The sequence below is a fragment of the Caenibacillus caldisaponilyticus genome (assembly GCF_002003465.1).
Taxonomy (GTDB): domain Bacteria; phylum Bacillota; class Bacilli; order Bacillales; family Sporolactobacillaceae; genus Caenibacillus; species Caenibacillus caldisaponilyticus.
In genome coordinates, this window is the sequence record NZ_BDDQ01000057.1 from 1 (window position 1) to 19,654 (window position 19,654).

Annotated in this window: 23 protein-coding genes and 1 pseudogene; 23 read left to right on the top strand and 1 reads right to left on the bottom strand. The window is 53.2% G+C overall.

Annotated features, from left to right (window positions below; genetic code table 11):
- On the bottom strand, positions 1-233 hold a 233-nt coding region (locus CCB157_RS14025), incomplete at its 3' end, for a helix-turn-helix domain-containing protein (protein ID WP_143287066.1).
- A gap of 245 nt (positions 234-478) precedes the next feature.
- Here CCB157_RS14025 and rpoB point away from each other — a divergent pair.
- The 23 genes and pseudogenes from rpoB to rpsH all read left to right on the top strand — a co-directional run.
- Positions 479-4,000 carry a DNA-directed RNA polymerase subunit beta gene (gene rpoB, locus CCB157_RS14030; protein ID WP_077616506.1) on the top strand — a complete coding sequence of 1,174 codons (3,522 nt, stop codon included), beginning with the start codon at positions 479-481 and terminating at the stop codon, positions 3,998-4,000.
- A gap of 42 nt (positions 4,001-4,042) precedes the next feature.
- A complete protein-coding gene (gene rpoC, locus CCB157_RS14035; RefSeq protein WP_077616507.1) occupies positions 4,043-7,663 on the top strand; it encodes a DNA-directed RNA polymerase subunit beta' in 3,621 nt (1,206 codons plus the stop codon).
- 167 nt (positions 7,664-7,830) lie between these two features.
- Complete coding sequence (locus CCB157_RS14040) at positions 7,831-8,082, top strand: 50S ribosomal protein L7ae-like protein (RefSeq protein WP_077616508.1); 252 nt, start codon at positions 7,831-7,833, stop codon at positions 8,080-8,082.
- Positions 8,083-8,178: 96 nt separating this feature from the next.
- A pseudogene (gene rpsL / locus CCB157_RS14045) lies at positions 8,179-8,594 on the top strand (30S ribosomal protein S12).
- Positions 8,595-8,629: 35 nt separating this feature from the next.
- On the top strand, positions 8,630-9,100 hold the full coding sequence (gene rpsG, locus CCB157_RS14050) for a 30S ribosomal protein S7 (protein ID WP_077616509.1): 471 nt from the start codon (positions 8,630-8,632) through the stop codon (positions 9,098-9,100).
- Between the two features lie 30 nt (positions 9,101-9,130).
- A complete protein-coding gene (gene fusA / locus CCB157_RS14055; protein ID WP_077616510.1) occupies positions 9,131-11,215 on the top strand; it encodes an elongation factor G in 2,085 nt (694 codons plus the stop codon).
- A 128-nt stretch (positions 11,216-11,343) separates the two neighbouring features.
- On the top strand, positions 11,344-12,531 hold the full coding sequence (tuf, locus tag CCB157_RS14060) for an elongation factor Tu (protein ID WP_077616511.1): 1,188 nt from the start codon (positions 11,344-11,346) through the stop codon (positions 12,529-12,531).
- A 331-nt stretch (positions 12,532-12,862) separates the two neighbouring features.
- A complete protein-coding gene (rpsJ, locus tag CCB157_RS14070; protein ID WP_077616513.1) occupies positions 12,863-13,171 on the top strand; it encodes a 30S ribosomal protein S10 in 309 nt (102 codons plus the stop codon).
- Between the two features lie 31 nt (positions 13,172-13,202).
- Complete coding sequence (gene rplC / locus CCB157_RS14075) at positions 13,203-13,841, top strand: 50S ribosomal protein L3 (protein WP_077616514.1); 639 nt, start codon at positions 13,203-13,205, stop codon at positions 13,839-13,841.
- 18 nt (positions 13,842-13,859) lie between these two features.
- Positions 13,860-14,486, top strand: coding sequence for a 50S ribosomal protein L4 (rplD, locus tag CCB157_RS14080; protein WP_077616515.1), 627 nt, complete (start codon positions 13,860-13,862; stop codon positions 14,484-14,486).
- Complete coding sequence (gene rplW / locus CCB157_RS14085) at positions 14,486-14,776, top strand: 50S ribosomal protein L23 (RefSeq protein WP_077616516.1); 291 nt, start codon at positions 14,486-14,488, stop codon at positions 14,774-14,776. The genes rplD and rplW overlap by 1 nt, the downstream gene beginning before the upstream one ends.
- Positions 14,777-14,804: 28 nt before the next feature.
- Positions 14,805-15,635, top strand: coding sequence for a 50S ribosomal protein L2 (rplB, locus tag CCB157_RS14090; RefSeq protein ID WP_077616517.1), 831 nt, complete (start codon positions 14,805-14,807; stop codon positions 15,633-15,635).
- A 45-nt stretch (positions 15,636-15,680) separates the two neighbouring features.
- A complete protein-coding gene (rpsS, locus tag CCB157_RS14095) occupies positions 15,681-15,959 on the top strand; it encodes a 30S ribosomal protein S19 (protein ID WP_077616518.1) in 279 nt (92 codons plus the stop codon).
- A 27-nt stretch (positions 15,960-15,986) separates the two neighbouring features.
- Positions 15,987-16,328: a 50S ribosomal protein L22 gene (gene rplV, locus CCB157_RS14100; RefSeq protein WP_077616519.1), complete on the top strand. Its 342-nt coding sequence runs from the start codon at positions 15,987-15,989 to the stop codon at positions 16,326-16,328.
- Between the two features lie 3 nt (positions 16,329-16,331).
- Positions 16,332-16,994 (top strand): 30S ribosomal protein S3, encoded by a 663-nt coding sequence (gene rpsC, locus CCB157_RS14105; RefSeq protein ID WP_077616520.1) that lies wholly within the window; start codon positions 16,332-16,334, stop codon positions 16,992-16,994.
- A gap of 2 nt (positions 16,995-16,996) precedes the next feature.
- Entirely contained in the window at positions 16,997-17,434 is a 438-nt protein-coding gene (rplP, locus tag CCB157_RS14110; RefSeq protein WP_077616521.1) for a 50S ribosomal protein L16, read from the top strand.
- On the top strand, positions 17,421-17,624 hold the full coding sequence (gene rpmC, locus CCB157_RS14115; RefSeq protein WP_077616522.1) for a 50S ribosomal protein L29: 204 nt from the start codon (positions 17,421-17,423) through the stop codon (positions 17,622-17,624). Before rplP ends, rpmC begins: the two co-directional genes overlap by 14 nt.
- A gap of 19 nt (positions 17,625-17,643) precedes the next feature.
- Positions 17,644-17,910: a 30S ribosomal protein S17 gene (rpsQ, locus tag CCB157_RS14120; RefSeq protein WP_077616523.1), complete on the top strand. Its 267-nt coding sequence runs from the start codon at positions 17,644-17,646 to the stop codon at positions 17,908-17,910.
- Between the two features lie 40 nt (positions 17,911-17,950).
- Positions 17,951-18,319 carry a 50S ribosomal protein L14 gene (gene rplN, locus CCB157_RS14125; RefSeq protein ID WP_077616524.1) on the top strand — a complete coding sequence of 123 codons (369 nt, stop codon included), beginning with the start codon at positions 17,951-17,953 and terminating at the stop codon, positions 18,317-18,319.
- Positions 18,320-18,360: 41 nt separating this feature from the next.
- Entirely contained in the window at positions 18,361-18,672 is a 312-nt protein-coding gene (gene rplX / locus CCB157_RS14130; RefSeq protein ID WP_143287067.1) for a 50S ribosomal protein L24, read from the top strand.
- Positions 18,673-18,701: 29 nt separating this feature from the next.
- Entirely contained in the window at positions 18,702-19,241 is a 540-nt protein-coding gene (gene rplE / locus CCB157_RS14135) for a 50S ribosomal protein L5 (protein WP_077616526.1), read from the top strand.
- 19 nt (positions 19,242-19,260) lie between these two features.
- Positions 19,261-19,446 carry a type Z 30S ribosomal protein S14 gene (locus tag CCB157_RS14140; RefSeq protein ID WP_077616527.1) on the top strand — a complete coding sequence of 62 codons (186 nt, stop codon included), beginning with the start codon at positions 19,261-19,263 and terminating at the stop codon, positions 19,444-19,446.
- 30 nt (positions 19,447-19,476) lie between these two features.
- Positions 19,477-19,654, top strand: a 178-nt coding sequence (rpsH, locus tag CCB157_RS14145) for a 30S ribosomal protein S8 (protein ID WP_077616528.1), incomplete at its 3' end; no start/stop codon positions are given.

Here is a 19,654-nt window from a genome sequence, read left to right on the forward strand (position 1 = left end):
CTTTGGCGGAGATTCAGGATTTTTTGCCGGATGTCTTCGGATAAGGCATGTGCAGGTTTTCGCCCCCGGTTTTTGTGAATGACTCCGTTTTCATCCTCCTCAAGGACTCGTTTTTTGAGGCGATAAACCTGACGAAGACTTAGCGATAACAATTCGGCAGCTTGTTTTCCCGTGATATACCCTTCGATCCATTGACGAATGACTTTGTAACGCTTCAATTCTTTTTTGCTCAATGGAATTCGCTCCTGTCTCATACTGACATTTTCACTGAAGCGTTACAATATGACAATATCACAGACGAACAACACAAACACAAAAAAATGTTGACGGGATAATACGCCTGTGATAATATAGTTCAATGCCAATCTGGAACGATTCTTTTCAGAAGGGTTTTAGATAAGGGTTTTTTTGGAAAAAATGATGAGAACCATCATGTTTGCCGGTTATTCAATACGGATGCTTTGAGGGGTGAAATGAGTTGACAGGTCAATTCGTACAATACGGGAAACACCGCCGACGTCGAAGCTACGCTCGCATTAAAGAAGTATTGGAACTCCCCAATCTCATTGAAATCCAAACCTCTTCTTATCAAGAATTCCTGAATGAAGGCCTTCGTGAAATGTTCCAGGACATTTCGCCGGTCGAAGACTTTACCGGCAATTTAATGCTGGAATTCATCGATTACAGCCTGGGCGAGCCGAAGTATACCATTGATGAGGCGAAGGAACGCGACGTGACCTATGCGGCGCCGCTGCGCGTCAAAGTCCGGCTCATCAACAAAGAGACGGGCGAAGTGAAGGAACAAGAGGTCTTTATGGGCGATTTCCCTTTGATGACCGAATCCGGCACGTTTATCATCAACGGCGCGGAACGCGTCATCGTCTCCCAACTCGTTCGCTCACCCAGTGTTTATTATAGCGAGAAGTATGACAAAAACGGCAAGAAGGGTCTGTCCGCCACGGTCATCCCCAACCGCGGCGCTTGGCTGGAATTCGAAACGGACGCCAAGGATGTCGTTTATGTCCGCATTGACCGGACGAGGAAGCTTCCGGTCACCGTTCTCCTCAGAGCGCTCGGTTTCGGTTCCGATCAAGAAATCATCGACTTGCTCGGCGAAGACGAGTATTTGAAAAACACGCTGGAAAAAGACAATACTGACGGAATCGAAAAAGCGCTGATTGAAATTTACGAACGGCTGCGCCCCGGGGAACCCCCGACCGTGGAGAATGCCAAAGGCTTGCTTGAATCGCGGTTCTTTGACCCGAAACGCTATGATTTGGCGAATGTCGGCCGTTATAAAATCAATAAGAAATTGCACATAAAAAATAGACTCTTTAACCAAAAACTTGCGGAAAAACTCGTGGATCCCGACACCGGCGAAGTCTTGGCCGAAGAAGGCACGGTTCTGGATCGCCGCACCTTGGACCGCTTATTGCCGGTCATCGAGAAGAAGCTCGGCTTCCAAACCTACCGTCCGGCCAGCGGTGTGGCCGAAGGGAAGGAGATCGTTCTTCAATCGATCAAAATCTATGCGCCCGATGATGAAGACGGCGAAAGAGTGCTCAAAGTCATCAGCAACGGCGTTGTCGATGAAAAGATCAAGCACATCACGCCCGCCGATATCATTGCGGCCATCAGCTATTTCTTCAATCTCCTGCACGGCGTCGGCAATACCGACGATATTGACCATTTGGGCAACAGAAGATTGCGTTCGGTCGGCGAGCTGCTGCAAAATCAATTCCGCATCGGCTTGTCGAGGATGGAACGAGTGATTCGCGAGCGCATGTCCATCCAAGACGTGAATGCGATCACCCCGCAAGCGTTGATAAATATACGCCCGGTCATCGCGGCCATCAAGGAATTCTTCGGCAGTTCGCAGCTGTCGCAGTTCATGGATCAGACGAATCCTTTGGCGGAACTGACGCATAAACGCCGGTTGTCGGCTCTCGGTCCGGGCGGCCTGACGCGTGAACGGGCCGGCTATGAAGTGCGCGACGTTCACTACTCGCATTATGGACGCATGTGTCCGATCGAAACGCCCGAGGGGCCGAACATCGGCCTGATCAACTCATTATCAACCTATGCGAAAGTAAATAAATACGGGTTTATCGAAACGCCGTACCGGCGTGTCGATCCTGAAACCGGCCGGGTGACCGATCAAATCGATTATTTGACGGCGGACGAAGAAGACAACTACGTCGTTGCGCAAGCGAACGTCAAGGTCGATGAAGAAGGCAATTTCCTTGAAGACCGAATCATCGCCCGCTTCCGCGGCGAAAACATCGTCGTCAGCAAAGACCGGGTCGATTATATGGACGTTTCGCCCAAACAAATCGTCTCGGCGGCGACGGCCTGCATCCCGTTCCTTGAGAACGACGACTCCAACCGGGCCCTTATGGGCGCGAACATGCAGCGCCAAGCGGTGCCGCTGTTGCAGCCCGAAGCTCCGCTGGTCGGCACCGGCATGGAATACGTGTCCGCGAAAGATTCCGGTGCGGCGATTCGCGCCAAGTATCCGGGCCGGGTCGAATATGTTTCTTCCAAAATCATTAAAGTCCGGACGATCGAGGAAGTGGACGGCAAAGAGGTTGAGGGCGATGTCGTCACTTACAAGCTGATGAAATTCGAACGCTCCAACCAAGGAACGTGCTATAATCAGCGCCCGATCGTCAAAAAAGGCGACCGTGTTGAAAAAGGCGAAATTCTTGCCGACGGTCCGTCCATGGACAAGGGCGAATTGGCCCTCGGCCGAAATGTCCTCGTCGCGTTCATGACGTGGGATGGCTATAACTACGAAGACGCCATCATCATGAGCGAAAGACTTGTCAAAGAAGATGTGTACACGTCCATTCACATCGAGGAATACGAATCCGAAGCGCGCGACACCAAATTGGGACCGGAAGAAATCACGCGCGACATTCCGAACGTCGGTGAGGACGCGCTGAAAAACCTCGACGAACGGGGCATTGTCCGAATCGGCGCCGAAGTGAAGGACGGCGACATTCTCGTCGGCAAAGTGACGCCGAAGGGCGTGACCGAGCTGACGGCGGAAGAGCGCTTGTTGCATGCGATTTTCGGCGAAAAAGCCCGCGAAGTCCGCGATACTTCGCTGCGCGTCCCTCACGGCGGCGGCGGCATCGTCCACGACGTAAAAATCTTCAACCGTGAAGACGGCGACGAGCTGCCTCCGGGCGTCAACCAACTCGTTCGCGTTTATATCGTCCAAAAGCGGAAGATCCACGAAGGCGACAAAATGGCTGGCCGTCACGGAAACAAAGGCGTTATTTCGCGCATTTTACCGGAGGAAGATATGCCGTTCTTGCCCGACGGCACGCCGATCGACATCATGTTGAACCCGCTCGGGGTGCCGAGCCGGATGAACATCGGTCAGGTGCTGGAACTGCACTTGGGCATGGCCGCGCGTGAATTGGGCATCCATGTCGCTACCCCGGTCTTTGACGGGGCGACTGAAGAAGACGTTTGGGCAACCCTGGATGAGGCGGGATTGCCAAGGGACGGCAAAACGGTGCTTTACGACGGACGCACGGGCGAGCCGTTCGATAACCGCATTTCCGTCGGCGTCATGTACATGATCAAGCTCGCTCACATGGTCGACGATAAACTGCACGCGCGCTCGACCGGCCCATATTCACTCGTCACCCAACAGCCGTTGGGCGGTAAGGCGCAATTCGGCGGACAACGCTTCGGTGAGATGGAAGTTTGGGCGCTTGAAGCTTACGGCGCCGCTTACACCTTGCAGGAAATCCTGACGGTCAAGTCGGATGACGTCGTCGGCCGTGTCAAAACGTATGAAGCCATCGTCAAGGGTGAAAACGTCCCCGAACCGGGCGTTCCCGAATCGTTCAAGGTATTGATCAAAGAATTGCAAAGCTTGGGATTGGACGTCAAAGTGCTGTCCAGTGACGAGAAAGAAATCGACATTCGCGAGATAGATGAAGAGGACGAATCGCCTAACGAAGCGCTCAATGTCAATGCCTGATCGGGACATCGGTTAAAACTGGAATCTAGGGAGGTTGCCCTCTTGTTAGATGTCAATAAATTCGAGTACATGAAGATCGGTCTCGCCTCGCCGAATAAAATCCGGTCTTGGTCGCACGGGGAAGTGAAAAAACCCGAAACGATCAACTACCGGACGTTGAAGCCGGAAAAAGACGGACTGTTTTGCGAACGCATCTTCGGTCCGACCAAGGACTGGGAATGCCATTGCGGAAAATATAAACGCGTCCGCTATAAAGGCGTCGTCTGCGATCGCTGCGGCGTCGAGGTCACGCGTGCCAAAGTGAGAAGGGAACGGATGGGGCACATTGAGCTCGCTGCCCCCGTTTCCCACATCTGGTATTTCAAAGGGATACCGAGCCGCATGGGCTTGCTTCTCGACATGTCGCCGCGGGCGCTGGAGGAAGTCATCTATTTCGCATCCTATGTGGTCACCGATCCCGGAGACACCCCGCTTGAGAAAAAGCAATTGCTGTCGGAAAAAGAATACCGCACCTATCGGGAAAAATACGGCAACAGTTTTAAAGCCGGCATGGGTGCGGAAGCCATTAAAAAATTGCTTCAAGACATCGATCTGGACAAAGAAGCGGAAGCCCTGAAAGAAGAACTGAAAAACGCCCAAGGTCAACGCCGGGCCCGCACCATCAAACGACTTGAAGTCATCGAGGCTTTCCGCAATTCCGAAAACGACCCGTCTTGGATGGTTCTGGACGTCCTGCCGGTCATTCCTCCGGAATTGCGGCCGATGGTGCAATTGGACGGCGGGCGGTTCGCGACGAGCGATTTGAACGACCTTTATCGCCGCGTCATCAACCGCAACAACCGGTTAAAACGGCTGCTTGATCTCGGCGCGCCGAACATCATTGTCCAAAACGAAAAGCGGATGCTTCAAGAAGCGGTCGACGCCTTGATCGACAACGGTCGCCGCGGCCGTCCCGTCACCGGCCCCGGCAACCGGCCTTTAAAATCGCTGTCCCACATGCTGAAAGGTAAGCAAGGCCGCTTCCGTCAAAACTTGCTCGGCAAACGCGTCGACTATTCCGGCCGTTCGGTTATCGTCGTCGGCCCGAACCTGCAAATGTACCAATGCGGTTTGCCGAAAGAAATGGCGCTTGAGCTCTTCAAGCCTTTCGTCATGAAAGAGCTCGTCAAAAAAGGCATTGCCCACAACATCAAGAGCGCGAAGCGGAAAGTTGAAAAAGTGCATCCGGAAGTGTGGGATGTGCTGGAAGAAGTCATCAAAGAACATCCGGTGCTTCTCAACCGTGCGCCGACTTTGCACCGGCTCGGCATTCAGGCCTTTGAGCCCGTGCTCGTCGAAGGCCGCGCCATCCGGCTGCACCCGCTCGTCTGTACGGCGTACAACGCCGATTTCGACGGCGACCAAATGGCGGTTCACGTGCCGCTGTCGGCGGAAGCTCAAGCCGAAGCGCGCATCCTGATGCTCGCCGCGCAAAACATCTTGAACCCGAGAGACGGCACTCCGGTCGTCACCCCGTCTCAAGACATGGTTCTCGGGAACTATTATCTCACGCTTGAAAGAGAAGGCGCGATCGGAGAAGGCAAGGTCTTTAAAGATCCGAACGAAGCGCTGATGGCCTATCAAAACGGCTACGTCCATCTCCATACGAGAATCGCGCTGCCGGCGAAGTCGATCGGCAACCCGACCTTTACGAAAGAACAAAATGAAAAATACCTCATCACGACGGTCGGCAAGCTCATTTTCAACAGCATTTTGCCCAAGTCCTTCCCGTACATCAACGAGCCGACGAAATACAATCTGGAGACGGCGACTCCGGATAAGTATTTCGTGCCGATGGGAACGGACATCCCGAAAGAAATCGCGAGCCGAGAAGTCGTGCCGCCCTTTAAAAAGGGCATTCTCGGCGACATTATTTCCGAGGTCTTCAAGCGGTTCAAAATCACCGAAACGTCCAAAATGCTTGACCGCATGAAAGCCTTGGGCTTCCAATATTCGACGAAGGCCGGCATCACGATCGGCATCTCGGACATCGTCGTCCTGCCGGAAAAACAAGAGATTCTGGCCGAAGCGGAAGCCAAGGTCAACAAAGTGATGAAACAATTCCGCCGCGGCCTGATCACGGAAGAAGAACGGTATGAGCGGGTCATTTCCATCTGGAGCAACGCCAAAGACGTCATCCAGGAAAAACTCATGAGCTCGCTCGATAAAATGAACCCGATTTTCATGATGAGCGACTCCGGCGCGCGCGGTAACGCCTCGAACTTTACGCAGCTGGCCGGCATGCGCGGCTTGATGGCCAACCCGTCCGGTCGGATCATCGAACTGCCGATCCGTTCGAGCTTCCGCGAAGGGCTGACCGTGCTGGAATACTTCATTTCCACACACGGCGCCCGCAAAGGTTCGACGGACACGGCGCTCAAAACGGCCGACTCGGGTTATCTCACCCGCCGTCTCGTCGACGTCGCCCAAGACGTCATTGTCCGCGAAGAAGACTGCGGCACCGACAGAGGGCTTAGAGTCAGAGCCTTGCGGGACGGCAACGAAGAAGTCGAAAGCCTTTATGAACGGCTCGTCGGCCGTACCGCTCACGAAACGGTTCGCCATCCGGAAACGGGCGAAATCATCGTCAAAAAAGGCGAGCTGATTTCGGAAGACCAAGCCAAAGCCATCACGGATGCGGGCATCACCGAAGTCATGATCCGTTCGGTGTTTATGTGCGACACGCCGCACGGCGTCTGCAAGAAATGTTACGGCCGCGACCTCGCCACCGGCGCGGAAGTTGAAGTGGGCGAAGCGGTCGGCATCATCGCTGCGCAATCGATCGGTGAACCCGGTACGCAGCTCACCATGCGGACGTTCCACACCGGCGGCGTCGCTGGCGACGACATCACGCAAGGTTTGCCGAGGATCCAAGAGCTCTTTGAAGCCCGCAACCCGAAAGGTCAGGCGACGATCTCGGAAATCCACGGCACGGTCACGAGCATCGTTGAACAAAAAGATAAGCGGGAAATTACGATCCAAGGCGAAATCGAAACGCGCAAATACAGCGTCAACCTCGGCGCCCGCCTGAAAGTTTCGGAAGGAGACGTCGTGGAACCGGGCCAAGTGCTCAACGAAGGTTCCATCGATCCGAAAGAACTGCTCGCGGTCGTCGGCATGGAAGGCGTGCAAAACTACCTGCTGCGCGAAGTACAGAAGGTTTACCGCATGCAAGGCGTTGAAATCGGGGATAAACATATCGAAGTCATGGTCCGCCAAATGATGCGGAAAATGCGGATTGTCGATCCCGGCGACACCGATGTGCTCCCCGGATCGCTCGTCGACATCAATACGTTCCGCGAAGTGAACAAAAAGGTGTTGGCGCGCGGCGGCAAACCGGCGACGGGCCGTCCGCTCTTGCTCGGGATTACCAAAGCGTCGCTGGAAACGGAATCGTTCTTGTCGGCGGCGTCCTTCCAAGAGACGACACGCGTCTTGACCGACGCCGCGATCAAAGGCAAGCGCGACGACCTGCTCGGCTTGAAAGAAAATGTCATCATCGGCAAACTCGTTCCCGCCGGTACGGGCATGCCCCGCTACCGCCGGATCAAAATCACCAAACCTTCGGAAGAGGCGTCGTCCGATGCGGAATCGATGGAAGAATTGGTGAACCAAGAAAGCTGAGCGTTTAACGTGAGAAAAGACCATGGGCCTTTTAAAGCCTGACTGTTTGCGGGCGCGTTCGCGCGCAAGTCGGCGGCGCGCCCGTGAACAATGGTTGACAACGCCAAGCGCCGGGTGATAATATATCTTAGTGCTCCGAGAACCTTGTTGCTTTGGAGGATGTATGCATGTCTTATGAAAAAGTGGCAAAGGCTGAAAACGGTGTCGTCATCGGCACCAAGCAATCCATCAAGGCGTTGAAAGATGGCCGGGCCAAAGAGGTCATCATAGCTGCCGATGCGGATGCCCACATAACGGAGAAAGTCATTGATCTTGCCAAGGAAAACGATGTGCCGGTCACAACGGTGGATTCGATGAAAAAACTCGGCAAGGCGTGTGGCATCGATGTCGGAGCCGCGGCGGTTGCCTTGATTAAATAAGTCTGTGTACGGGTTGCGCCCGCACATACTTTTTTTGCTCATTTATGATTCGCCTGGATCTGTGGATCTAGAGTTTTTTGAAGGGAGGACAAGATTTTGCCGACAATTAACCAACTCGTGCGGAAAGGCCGCCAATCGAAAACGAGAAAATCGAATTCTCCGGCGTTGAACAAAGGTTACAACAGCCTGAAAAAAAACGTTGACGAACCAATTCTCGCCGCAAAAAACGCGGGGTTTGCACCCGGGTGAGCACGGTAACCCCGAAAAAACCGAACTCGGCGCTGCGTAAAATCGCCCGTGTCCGCTTGTCCAACGGCATTGAGGTGACGGCGTATATTCCGGGTATCGGACACAACCTGCAAGAACACAGCGTCGTTCTCATTCGCGGAGGACGCGTCAAAGACTTGCCGGGTGTCCGTTATCACATCATTCGCGGGGCGCTTGACACAGCCGGCGTCGAGAACCGCAGACAAGGCCGTTCCAAATACGGGGCGAAACGCCCGAAATCTTAATGGCCTGACTGAAATTCGGAAAGGAGGGGAACCTTATGCCACGTAAAGGACCAGTGGAAAGAAGAGACGTATTACCAGATCCGATTTACAATTCCAAGTTGGTCACCCGCTTGATCAACCGCATCATGAAAGACGGTAAGAAAGGCAAAGCGCAAGCGATTTTATACAATGCATTTGACATCATTCGCGAACGCACCAACAAAGACCCGATGGAGGTTTTTGAACAGGCGTTAAAGAACGTCATGCCCGTTCTGGAGGTCAGAGCGCGCCGCGTCGGCGGGGCGAACTATCAAGTTCCCGTTGAGGTTCGACCGGAACGCCGCATTTCTCTCGGTCTGCGTTGGATCGTGAACTATGCGCGCCTTCGCAGCGAAAAAACGATGGTTGAAAAGCTGGCCAACGAGATCATTGATGCCGCCAACAATACCGGCGGAGCGGTGAAGAAACGCGAAGATACGCATAAGATGGCTGAAGCCAACAAAGCGTTTGCTCACTATCGTTGGTAATCATTCTGGGATAGAAAGGAGAGAGACCCCATGGCGAGAGAATTCCCGCTCGAGAAGACGCGGAATATCGGCATCATGGCGCACATCGATGCCGGTAAGACGACGACGACCGAACGGATCTTGTTCTATTCCGGGCGGATTCATAAGATCGGCGAAACCCATGAAGGGGCTTCGCAAATGGACTGGATGGAACAAGAACAAGAGCGCGGGATTACGATCACGTCGGCGGCGACGACGTGCCAATGGAAAGGCCATCGCATCAACATTATCGATACGCCGGGCCACGTCGACTTTACCGTCGAAGTTGAACGTTCTCTGCGCGTGCTGGACGGGGCCATCACCGTTCTCGATGCGCAATCGGGCGTTGAACCGCAAACGGAAACCGTTTGGCGGCAAGCGACCAACTACGGCGTTCCGCGCATCGTTTTCGTCAACAAAATGGATAAAATCGGGGCGGACTTCCTCTACTCCGTGAAAACCTTGCACGATCGCCTTCAGGCCAACGCCCATCCGGTGCAATTGCCGATCGGTGCGGAAGACCAATTCGAAGGGATTATCGACCTCATCGACATGGTCGCCTATTACTATGAAGACGATCTCGGCACCCGCACCGAGGCTCGCGAAATTCCGGACGACTACAAAGATCAGGCGCAAGAATATCATGATAAGCTGATCGAAGCGGTCGCCGAATTCGACGAAGAGCTGATGATGAAATACCTCGAAGGCGAAGAGATCACGAAGGAAGAACTTAAAGCCGCCATCCGCAAAGCGACCTGTAATGTTGAGTTTTTCCCGGTTCTCTGCGGTTCGGCCTTTAAAAACAAGGGCGTTCAGCTCTTGCTTGACGCCGTTCTCGACTATTTGCCGTCGCCGGTTGACATCCCCGCAATCAAAGGGACGAAAGTCGACACCGGCGAAGAAATCACGCGTAAGGCTGATGACAATGAACCGTTCGCCGCGCTGGCGTTTAAAGTCATGGCCGACCCCTACGTCGGTAAATTGACCTATTTCCGCGTTTACTCGGGCACGGCAGACGCGGGATCTTATGTGATGAACTCGACGAAGGGCAAACGCGAACGGCTTGGCCGTCTTCTGCAAATGCACGCCAACACCCGTTCCGAGATCAAAAAGGTCTATGCGGGGGATATTGCTGCGGCGGTCGGCTTGAAGGATACGACGACCGGGGATACGCTCTGCGACGAAAACAACCAAGTCGTCCTCGAGTCCATGGAATTCCCCGATCCGGTTATTTCCGTCGCGATTGAACCGAAGACGAAAGCCGACCAAGATAAAATGGCCAACGCGCTGGCCAAGCTCTCTGAGGAAGACCCGACCTTCAAGACCTACACCAATGAAGAAACGGGCCAAACGATCATCGAGGGCATGGGCGAGTTGCACCTCGACATCATCGTCGACCGGATGCGCCGCGAATTTAAAGTCGAGGCCAACGTCGGGGCGCCTCAAGTCGCTTATCGCGAAACGATCCGCAAGGCCGGCAAAGCGGAAGGCAAATTCATCCGCCAATCCGGCGGTCGCGGTCAATACGGTCACGTCTGGATCGAGTTCGAACCGCTTGAAGAAGGCAAAGGCTTTGAGTTCGTCGACAAAATCGTCGGCGGCGTCGTGCCTCGCGAATACATTCCTGCGGTCGAAGCCGGCTTGAGAGATGCGATGCAAAACGGATTGCTCGCCGGTTATCCGCTCGTCGACATCCGGGCGACGTTGTTCGACGGTTCTTACCACGAAGTCGACTCGAGCGAAATGGCCTTCAAAATCGCCGCTTCCATGGCGCTGAAAAAAGCGCGTGAAATTTGCGATCCGGTGCTCTTGGAACCGATCATGAAAGTCGAAGTCGTCGTTCCGGAAGAATACATGGGCGATATCATGGGCGACATCACGAGCCGCCGCGGACGCGTCGAAGGCATGGACACCCGGGCCGGCGCCCAAGTCGTCAAAGCGATGGTGCCGCTCGCAGAGATGTTCGGTTACGCCACGGCGCTGCGTTCCGCGACGCAAGGACGCGGCACTTACACGATGGTCTTTGACCATTATGAAGAAGTGCCGAAGAACATCGCCGATGAAATCATCAAAAAAGCCACCGGCGGCAAATCCTGATCACGCCGGATAGCTTGTATTGTATTACATGAATCTTTATTGTAAGCTAAGGGAGACGGGAATCCGATCTGCCTTAGATCACATAATAAAAATTTTAAACTGTACCTAATGAAGGAGGAATATTTTCCATGGCTAAGGAAAAATTCGACCGTACAAAGCCCCATGTGAACATCGGCACTATCGGTCACGTCGACCATGGTAAAACGACCTTGACGGCCGCAATTACGCATGTTCTTGCGAAACAAGGTAAAGCCGAAGCCCGTGCGTATGACCAAATCGACGGCGCTCCGGAAGAAAAAGAACGCGGTATTACCATCGCGACCGCTCACGTTGAATACGAAACGGATAAACGCCACTATGCGCACGTCGACTGCCCGGGCCACGCTGACTACGTGAAAAACATGATCACCGGTGCGGCGCAAATGGACGGCGCGATCCTGGTCGTGTCCGCTGCGGACGGTCCGATGCCGCAAACTCGTGAACACATCCTTCTGTCCCGCCAAGTCGGCGTTCCGTCGATCGTTGTCTTCTTGAACAAAGTGGACATGGTTGACGACGAAGAATTGCTCGAACTCGTTGAAATGGAAGTTCGCGATCTTCTGAGCGAATACGACTTCCCGGGCGACGAAGTGCCCGTTGTCAGAGGTTCGGCTCTGAAAGCTCTTGAAGGCGATCCGAAATATGAAGAAGCGATTCTCGAACTCATGAACCAAGTCGACGAATACATCCCGACGCCGGTTCGTGAAAACGACAAACCGTTCATGATGCCGATCGAAGACGTCTTCTCGATCACCGGCCGCGGTACGGTGGCGACGGGCCGCGTTGAACGCGGTACGGTTAAAGTCGGCGACGAAGTCGAAATTCTCGGTCTCACCGATGAACCGAAGAAAACGACCGTTACCGGCGTAGAAATGTTCCGCAAAATCCTTGACTATGCCGAAGCCGGCGACAACATCGGCGCCCTTCTGCGCGGTGTCGACCGCAACGAAGTGGAACGCGGCCAAGTGCTTGTCGCTCCGGGTTCGGTTAAAGCCCACAAAAAATTCAATGCGGAAGTTTACGTCCTGACCAAAGAAGAAGGCGGCCGTCATAAACCGTTCTTCAGCGGTTATCGTCCGCAATTCTATTTCCGTACGACCGACGTTACCGGCACCATCACCCTGCCGGAAGGCACGGAAATGGTCATGCCGGGCGACAACGTCTCCATGACCGTCGAACTGATCGCCCCGATCGCGATCGAAGACGGAACGAAATTCTCCATTCGCGAAGGCGGCCGTACGGTCGGCGCCGGCGTCGTCTCGTCGGTTATCGAATAATAATGTCCTGCATCGAGGGCATTCCCTTTGGGGAATGCCTTTTTTATTGCGCAGTCGCGTTCAACATGAAAAGCGGCGGCGATCGCCCGACCGGACTTGAAAATCCGTTTTCCGGTTTTTATAATAATGAAACGTCCCTGGCAAAGCTGTTCGTGACCTTGAAAAAAGCTTGCACTCGGGTCGTGCATTTTATATAATAAGAAATGTTGGTTTTAGCGATGATGCGGAAGGTTGCGGACACACCCGGCCCCTTTGCCATGGCGGGGTGGTCCGGAAATTTTCGCGGAGTCAGTCTGTTTTTTAAAAATGGGCGCAAAGGAGGGACTAAGTAATGGCAAAGCAAAAAATTCGCATTCGTTTAAAAGCGTATGACCATCGGATTTTGGATCAATCCGCCGAAAAAATCGTGGAAACGGCCAAGCGTTCAGGCGCTAAAGTATCCGGACCGATCCCGCTTCCCACTGAAAAATCGGTGATCACCATTCTCAGAGCGGTCCACAAATATAAAGATTCCCGCGAACAATTCGAAATGCGGACTCATAAGCGACTGATCGACATCATCAATCCGACGCCGCAAACGGTCGACTCGCTGATGCGTTTAGACTTGCCGTCGGGTGTCGACATTGAAATTAAACTGTAATCGGATGAAAAGAATGTAGGAGGTGTTACGGATGACCAAAGGAATCTTGGGTAAAAAAATCGGTATGACCCAGATTTTCAGCGAATCGGGCGACGTGATTCCGGTCACGGTTGTCGAAGTTCAGCCGAACGTCGTTTTGCAGAAAAAAACCCTTGAAAACGACGGCTATGAAGCGATTCAACTCGGTTTGGAAGATAAGCCCGTATCGCGCAGCAACAAACCGGAAATCGGGCATGCCGCTAAAGCCAATACGGCGCCTAAGCGCTTCATTAGGGAAATCCGTGGTGTCAACTTAGACGAATATGAAGTCGGTCAAGAAGTAAAAGTTGATATTTTTAAAGAAGGGGACATTGTCGACGTCACCGGCACGTCGAAAGGCAAAGGTTTCCAAGGCTCCATCAAGCGGCACAATCAGTCGCGTGGACCGATGAGCCACGGTTCTCACTATCACCGCGTTTCCGGTTCCATGGGCTCGATCAACCCGATGCGCGTCTTTAAAGGCAAAAAACTTCCGGGACGCATGGGCGGCCAACGCGTGACGATCCAAAACCTCGAAATCGTCAAAGTGGATGCGGAACGCAATCTGCTCTTGATCAAAGGCAATGTGCCCGGACCGAAGAAAAGTTATCTGACTATCAAAAGTGCGGTCAAAGTAGCCGGAGCAAAATAAGGAAAGGGGGATGCTTCCATGCCAACCGTTAAGATGTTTGATGTAACCGGAAAAGAAGTCGGAGAAGTTGAATTGAAAGATTCCGTGTTCGGCATCGAACCGAACGAACACGTCGTTCATGAAGCGGTCGTCATGTATCTGGCCTCGCTCCGTCAGGGTACGCATGCGACGAAAAACCGTTCGGCGGTCAGCGGCGGCGGCAGAAAACCGTGGCGCCAAAAAGGTACCGGCCGTGCGCGTCAAGGCTCCATCCGTGCGCCGCAATGGGTAGGCGGTGGCGTCGTGTTCGGACCGACTCCGCGCAGCTACAAATATAAATTGCCGAAAAAAGTTCGCCGCCTGGCGATCAAATCGGCGCTGTCCGCGAAAGTTCGCGACAACGAAACGATCGTTTTGGATCAACTCACCATGGAGCGTCCGAAAACGAAAGCTTTTGTTGAAGTGTTGAAAAATCTGTCCGTAAACGACGATAAAGCGCTCGTCGTCATCGACGGTGAAAATGAAGCGGTGGCTCTTTCCGCTCGGAACATTCCGACGGTGAAGCTCGTCACCACCGACAAGGTCAACGTGTACGACGTCGTCAACCATAACAAGTTGATCTTGACGAAAGACGCCGCCGATAAGTTAGGGGAGGTGCTTGGATAATGAAAGACGCACGCGATATCATTAAGCGCCCCGTAATCACCGAACGATCGACGGAATTAATGGAGCAAAAAAAATATACGTTCATCGTCGACCGCCGCGCGAATAAGTCTGAAATCAAGCGCGCCGTCGAAGAAATTTTCGGCGTGAAGGTCGCCAAAGTCAACACGATGAACTACGACGGAAAACCGAAGCGCTTCGGCCGTTTCACCGGTTATACGCCCAAGCGCAAAAAAGCCATTGTCACGCTGACGCCTGACAGCAAAGACTTGGATTTCTATGAAGGGGTATAAGTGTTAGAAGCGAAGGAGGGAAATCGTCATGGCGATCAAAAAGTATAAACCGACGTCCAACGGCCGCCGCAACATGACGTCGTTGGATTTCAGCGAAATCACGACGGATAAACCGGAAAAATCCTTGCTTGAGCCGCTGCCGAAAAAAGCGGGTCGCAACAATCAAGGTAAATTGACCGTTCGCCATAAAGGCGGCGGACACAAACGCAGATATCGCATCATCGACTTCAAGCGCGATAAAGATGGTATACCCGGACGCGTTGCTACCATCGAATACGATCCCAACCGTTCGGCCAACATTGCCCTCATCCATTACCGGGATGGTGAAAAACGCTACATCATTGCTCCGAAAGGCCTTGAAGTCGGCATGGAAATCATGTCCGGGCCCGACGCGGACATTAAAGTCGGCAACGCGCTCCCGCTCAAAAACATCCCTGTCGGCACGACCATTCATAACATCGAGCTGAAACCGGGCCACGGGGGACAACTCGTCCGCAGCGCGGGGGCTGAAGCGCAAGTTCTCGGTAAAGAAGGCAAATACGTGCTCGTCCGACTCGCCTCCGGTGAAGTGCGCATGATTCTCGAAACATGCCGCGCCACGGTTGGTCAAGTCGGCAACCTGGAACACGAACTCGTCAAAATCGGTAAAGCGGGTCGCGCCCGTTGGAAAGGCATTCGTCCCACGGTTCGCGGTTCCGTCATGAACCCGAGCGATCACCCGCACGGCGGTGGTGAAGGCCGCGCGCCGATCGGTCGGAAATCTCCGGTCACGCCTTGGGGCAAACCGACGCTTGGTTACAAAACGCGCAAGCGCAATAAACCTTCGGATAAATTCATCGTACGTCGCCGTAAAAAATAACGGGTTCGAGACGCGAAATTCGCAGAAACGGAAGGAGGTTGACCCATGGGTCGCAGCCTGAAAAAAGGACCGTTTGTCGATGACCACCTGATGAAAAAAGTGGTTGCGCTGAACGAGAAGAACGAAAAAAAAGTGATTAAAACGTGGTCGAGGCGCTCAACAATTTTCCCGGAATTCGTCGGACATACGATCGCGGTTTACGACGGTCGCAAACACGTGCCGGTCTACATTACGGAGGACATGGTCGGCCATAAGCTCGGAGAATTTGCACCGACCCGCACCTATCGCGGTCATTCCAAAGACGACAAAAAAACCGGTCGTTAAGTTTGTTACCCGAGAGGAGGTTGAATCATGCAAGCCAAAGCAGTTGCTCGACAAGTTCGCGTTGCTCCTCGGAAAGCCCGCCTTGTCGTTGACCTGATCCGCGGCAAAGAAGTCGGCGAAGCCTTTGCCATCCTGCGGAACACGCCGAAGGCCGCGTCGCCCATTGTGGAAAAGGTGCTGAAATCCGCTGTCGCCAATGCGGAACACAACTATGAAATGGATCCCGATTCGTTGATCGTCGAAAAAGCCTATGTCGACGAAGGTATGACGCTGAAACGCTTCCGCCCGCGTGCGCGTGGACGCGCTGATCGCATTAATAAACGTACGAGCCATATCACGATCATCGTTTCAGATAAGAAGGAGGGATAAGGCGTGGGTCAAAAAGTCAACCCGATCGGCCTTCGAATCGGCATCATTCGCGACTGGGAATCCAAATGGTATGCCGATAAGAAACACTATGCCGAATATCTGCATGAAGATCTTAAAATCCGCGAATACATCCAAAAGCGTTTGAAAGATGCCGCGGTGTCTTCGATCGAACTGGAACGGGCCGCAAACCGCATCAACGTCACGATCAAAACGGCGAAGCCGGGCATGGTCATTGGTAAAGGCGGCTCTGAAGTTGAAGCGCTGCGCAAATCGCTGACCGCTTTGACCGGCAAAAAGGTTCACGTCAACATCTATGAAATCAAACAAGCGGACCTTGACGCGCGACTCGTCGCCGAAAACATCGCCCGTCAATTGGAAAATCGCATTTCTTGGCGCCGCGCGCAAAAACAAGCGATCACCCGAGCGATGCGAGCCGGCGCGAAAGGAATTAAAACCAAAGTATCCGGCCGTCTTGGCGGCGCGGACATCGCCCGTTCGGAGGATTACAGCGAAGGGACGGTTCCGCTCCACACGCTGCGCGCCGACATCGATTACGGCACCGCCGAAGCCGATACGACGTACGGGAAAATCGGCGTAAAAGTGTGGATCTATCGCGGTGAAGTCCTTCCGAAAAAAGGTGCGAACAAGAAGGAAGGAGGCAACTAATCATGTTGATGCCAAAACGCGTGAAATACCGCAGACAACATCGCGGAAGAATGCGCGGGCGTGCAAAAGGCGGCACTGAAGTGGCATTCGGCCAATACGGATTGCAAGCGACGACGGCTGCCTGGATCACGAGCCGTCAAATCGAAGCCGCCCGTATCGCGATGACCCGTTACATGAAACGCGGCGGGAAAGTATGGATCAAAATCTTCCCGCAAAAACCATATACGAAAAAGCCGCTTGAGGTCCGGATGGGTTCCGGTAAAGGTGCTCCCGAAGGCTGGGTTGCCGTTGTCAAACCCGGCAAAGTCATGTTTGAAGTGGCCGGGGTGTCCGAAGAAGTGGCTCGCGAAGCGCTTCGTCTAGCCTCCCATAAGCTTCCGGTGAAGACGAAGTTCGTAAAACGCGAAGAAGTGGGTGGTGATGTCAATGAAAGCAAGTGAAATTCGCAACATGACCACTGCCGAAGTCGAACAAAAAATTAAAGCTTTGAAAGAAGAGCTCTTTAACTTGCGTTTTCAATTGGCGACCGGGCAACTGGAAAACCCGGCCCGCATCCGCCAAGTGCGCAAAGACATCGCGCGCGCCAAAACCATTTTGCGCGAACGGGAATTGAAAATTAACAACAGCTAATTGAAAGGAGGTTCCTTGAATGGCTGAGGAACGCGGCACCCGTAAAACCTATGTCGGTCGAGTCGTCTCCGACAAAATGGATAAGACGATCACCGTGCTCGTCGAAACGTACAAAAAAGACCCGAAATACGGCAAACGCGTGAGATATTCCAAGAAATACAAAGCCCATGATGAAGAAAACAAAGCCAAAGTCGGCGATATCGTTCGCATCATGGAAACGCGCCCGCTGTCGAAAGAAAAACGCTTCCGTCTCGTAGAAATCATTGAAGAAGCCGTCATTGTCTGACGCATGCATCGATCCGTCAATCCGAAGGGAGGTCTTTTGAATGATTCAACAAGAAACGCGTTTGAAAGTTGCGGACAACTCCGGCGCCCGTGAAATCTTGACCATTAAAGTGCTCGGCGGTTCCGGTCGTAAAACCGCCAACATCGGCGACATCATCGTGGCCACCGTCAAACAAGCAACACCTGGGGGCGTTGTTAAGAAAGGCGACGTCGTCAAAGCGGTTGTCGTTCGTACGCGTCGCGGCGTGCGCCGTCCCGACGGTTCGTACATCCGTTTTGACGAAAACGCGGCCGTCATCATCCGTGAAGACAAAAGCCCGCGCGGCACGCGGATCTTTGGACCGGTCGCTCGCGAGCTGCGCGATAAACAATTTATGAAAATCGTTTCGCTTGCTCCCGAAGTTTTATAATCGTGCTTGTAACCAAAGGAGGTGCGTCAAAGATGGCTCGCATGCACGTGAAAAAAGGTGACAAGGTTCAAGTCATCTCCGGCAAAGACAAAGGCAAGCAAGGCGTCATTCTTGCGGCTTATCCGAAAAAACAACGCGTCTTGGTCGAAGGCGTCAACATCGTGAAAAAACATTCCAAACCGACGCAAGCCAATCCGCAAGGCGGCATTATCGAACAGGAAGCGCCGATTCACGTTTCCAACGTCATGCCCCTCGATCCGAAGACGAACGAACCGACCCGCGTCGGTTATAAAGTGGTGGACGGTAAAAAAATTCGCATTGCGAAAAAATCGGGAGAACCTTTGGATAAATAAAGGTTACCGCTTGAAAGGAGGTCACCCGTTTGAATCGTCTGAGAGAAAAATACTTGAACGAAGTCGTTCCGGCTTTAATAGAGAAATTCCAATACAAAAACAAAATGGAAGTCCCGGCGATTGAAAAGATCGTCATCAACATGGGCGTCGGTGACGCGATCCAAAATCCGAAGCTCCTTGACGCCGCCGTTGAAGATCTCGCGGCCATTTCCGGTCAAAAGCCGGTCATTACCCGCGCGAAAAAATCCATCGCCGGTTTTAAACTGCGCGCAGGCATGCCGATCGGTGCGAAAGTCACGTTGCGCAAAGAGCGCATGTACGATTTCCTCGACAAATTGTTCACGATTGCCCTGCCGCGCGTGCGCGACTTCCGCGGCGTTTCCCCGAAAGCCTTTGACGGCCGCGGCAACTACACCTTGGGTATCCGCGAACAACTGATCTTCCCGGAAGTCGACTATGACAAAGTCGTCAAAGTCCGCGGCATGGATATCGTCATCGTGACGACGGCGAAAACGGACGAAGAAGCTCGGGAACTGTTGGCCTTGCTCGGAATGCCGTTTAGAAAATAATAGCCAAAGGAGGGTAAGCATGGCTAAAAAATCGATGATTGCCAAAGCGAACCGTCCGCAAAAATTTAAGGTTCGCGAATACACGCGCTGCAAACGGTGCGGCCGCCCGCATGCCGTTTTGCGCAAGTTCCAACTCTGCCGTATTTGTTTCCGCGAATTGGCTTATAAAGGCCAAATTCCGGGTGTGAAAAAAGCCAGCTGGTAAACCCCTGTTTGAGGGAAGGAGGTCATTGGAATGGTTATGACAGACCCGATTGCAGATATGCTGACTCGCATCAGAAATGCGAACAACGTGCGCCACGAATCGCTTGAAGTGCCGGGTTCTAGGGTCAAAAGGGAAATCGCCGAAATCCTGAAGCGCGAAGGCTTCATTAAAGACTATGAATACATCGAAGACAATAAGCAGGGCATTA

What these genes read in the sequence shown, in the direction of transcription:
- CCB157_RS14040 (WP_077616508.1), top strand. Translation starts at nt 7,831, where the DNA reads ATGTCTTATGAAAAAGTGGCAAAGGCTGAAAACGGTGTCGTCATCGGC.
- rpsG (WP_077616509.1), top strand. Translation starts at nt 8,630, where the DNA reads ATGCCACGTAAAGGACCAGTGGAAAGAAGAGACGTATTACCAGATCCG.
- fusA (WP_077616510.1), top strand. Translation starts at nt 9,131, where the DNA reads ATGGCGAGAGAATTCCCGCTCGAGAAGACGCGGAATATCGGCATCATG.
- tuf (WP_077616511.1), top strand. Translation starts at nt 11,344, where the DNA reads ATGGCTAAGGAAAAATTCGACCGTACAAAGCCCCATGTGAACATCGGC.
- rpsJ (WP_077616513.1), top strand. Translation starts at nt 12,863, where the DNA reads ATGGCAAAGCAAAAAATTCGCATTCGTTTAAAAGCGTATGACCATCGG.
- rplC (WP_077616514.1), top strand. Translation starts at nt 13,203, where the DNA reads ATGACCAAAGGAATCTTGGGTAAAAAAATCGGTATGACCCAGATTTTC.
- rplD (WP_077616515.1), top strand. Translation starts at nt 13,860, where the DNA reads ATGCCAACCGTTAAGATGTTTGATGTAACCGGAAAAGAAGTCGGAGAA.
- rplW (WP_077616516.1), top strand. Translation starts at nt 14,486, where the DNA reads ATGAAAGACGCACGCGATATCATTAAGCGCCCCGTAATCACCGAACGA.
- rplB (WP_077616517.1), top strand. Translation starts at nt 14,805, where the DNA reads ATGGCGATCAAAAAGTATAAACCGACGTCCAACGGCCGCCGCAACATG.
- rpsS (WP_077616518.1), top strand. Translation starts at nt 15,681, where the DNA reads ATGGGTCGCAGCCTGAAAAAAGGACCGTTTGTCGATGACCACCTGATG.
- rplV (WP_077616519.1), top strand. Translation starts at nt 15,987, where the DNA reads ATGCAAGCCAAAGCAGTTGCTCGACAAGTTCGCGTTGCTCCTCGGAAA.
- rplP (WP_077616521.1), top strand. Translation starts at nt 16,997, where the DNA reads ATGTTGATGCCAAAACGCGTGAAATACCGCAGACAACATCGCGGAAGA.
- rpmC (WP_077616522.1), top strand. Translation starts at nt 17,421, where the DNA reads ATGAAAGCAAGTGAAATTCGCAACATGACCACTGCCGAAGTCGAACAA.
- rpsQ (WP_077616523.1), top strand. Translation starts at nt 17,644, where the DNA reads ATGGCTGAGGAACGCGGCACCCGTAAAACCTATGTCGGTCGAGTCGTC.
- rplN (WP_077616524.1), top strand. Translation starts at nt 17,951, where the DNA reads ATGATTCAACAAGAAACGCGTTTGAAAGTTGCGGACAACTCCGGCGCC.
- rplX (WP_143287067.1), top strand. Translation starts at nt 18,361, where the DNA reads ATGCACGTGAAAAAAGGTGACAAGGTTCAAGTCATCTCCGGCAAAGAC.
- CCB157_RS14140 (WP_077616527.1), top strand. Translation starts at nt 19,261, where the DNA reads ATGGCTAAAAAATCGATGATTGCCAAAGCGAACCGTCCGCAAAAATTT.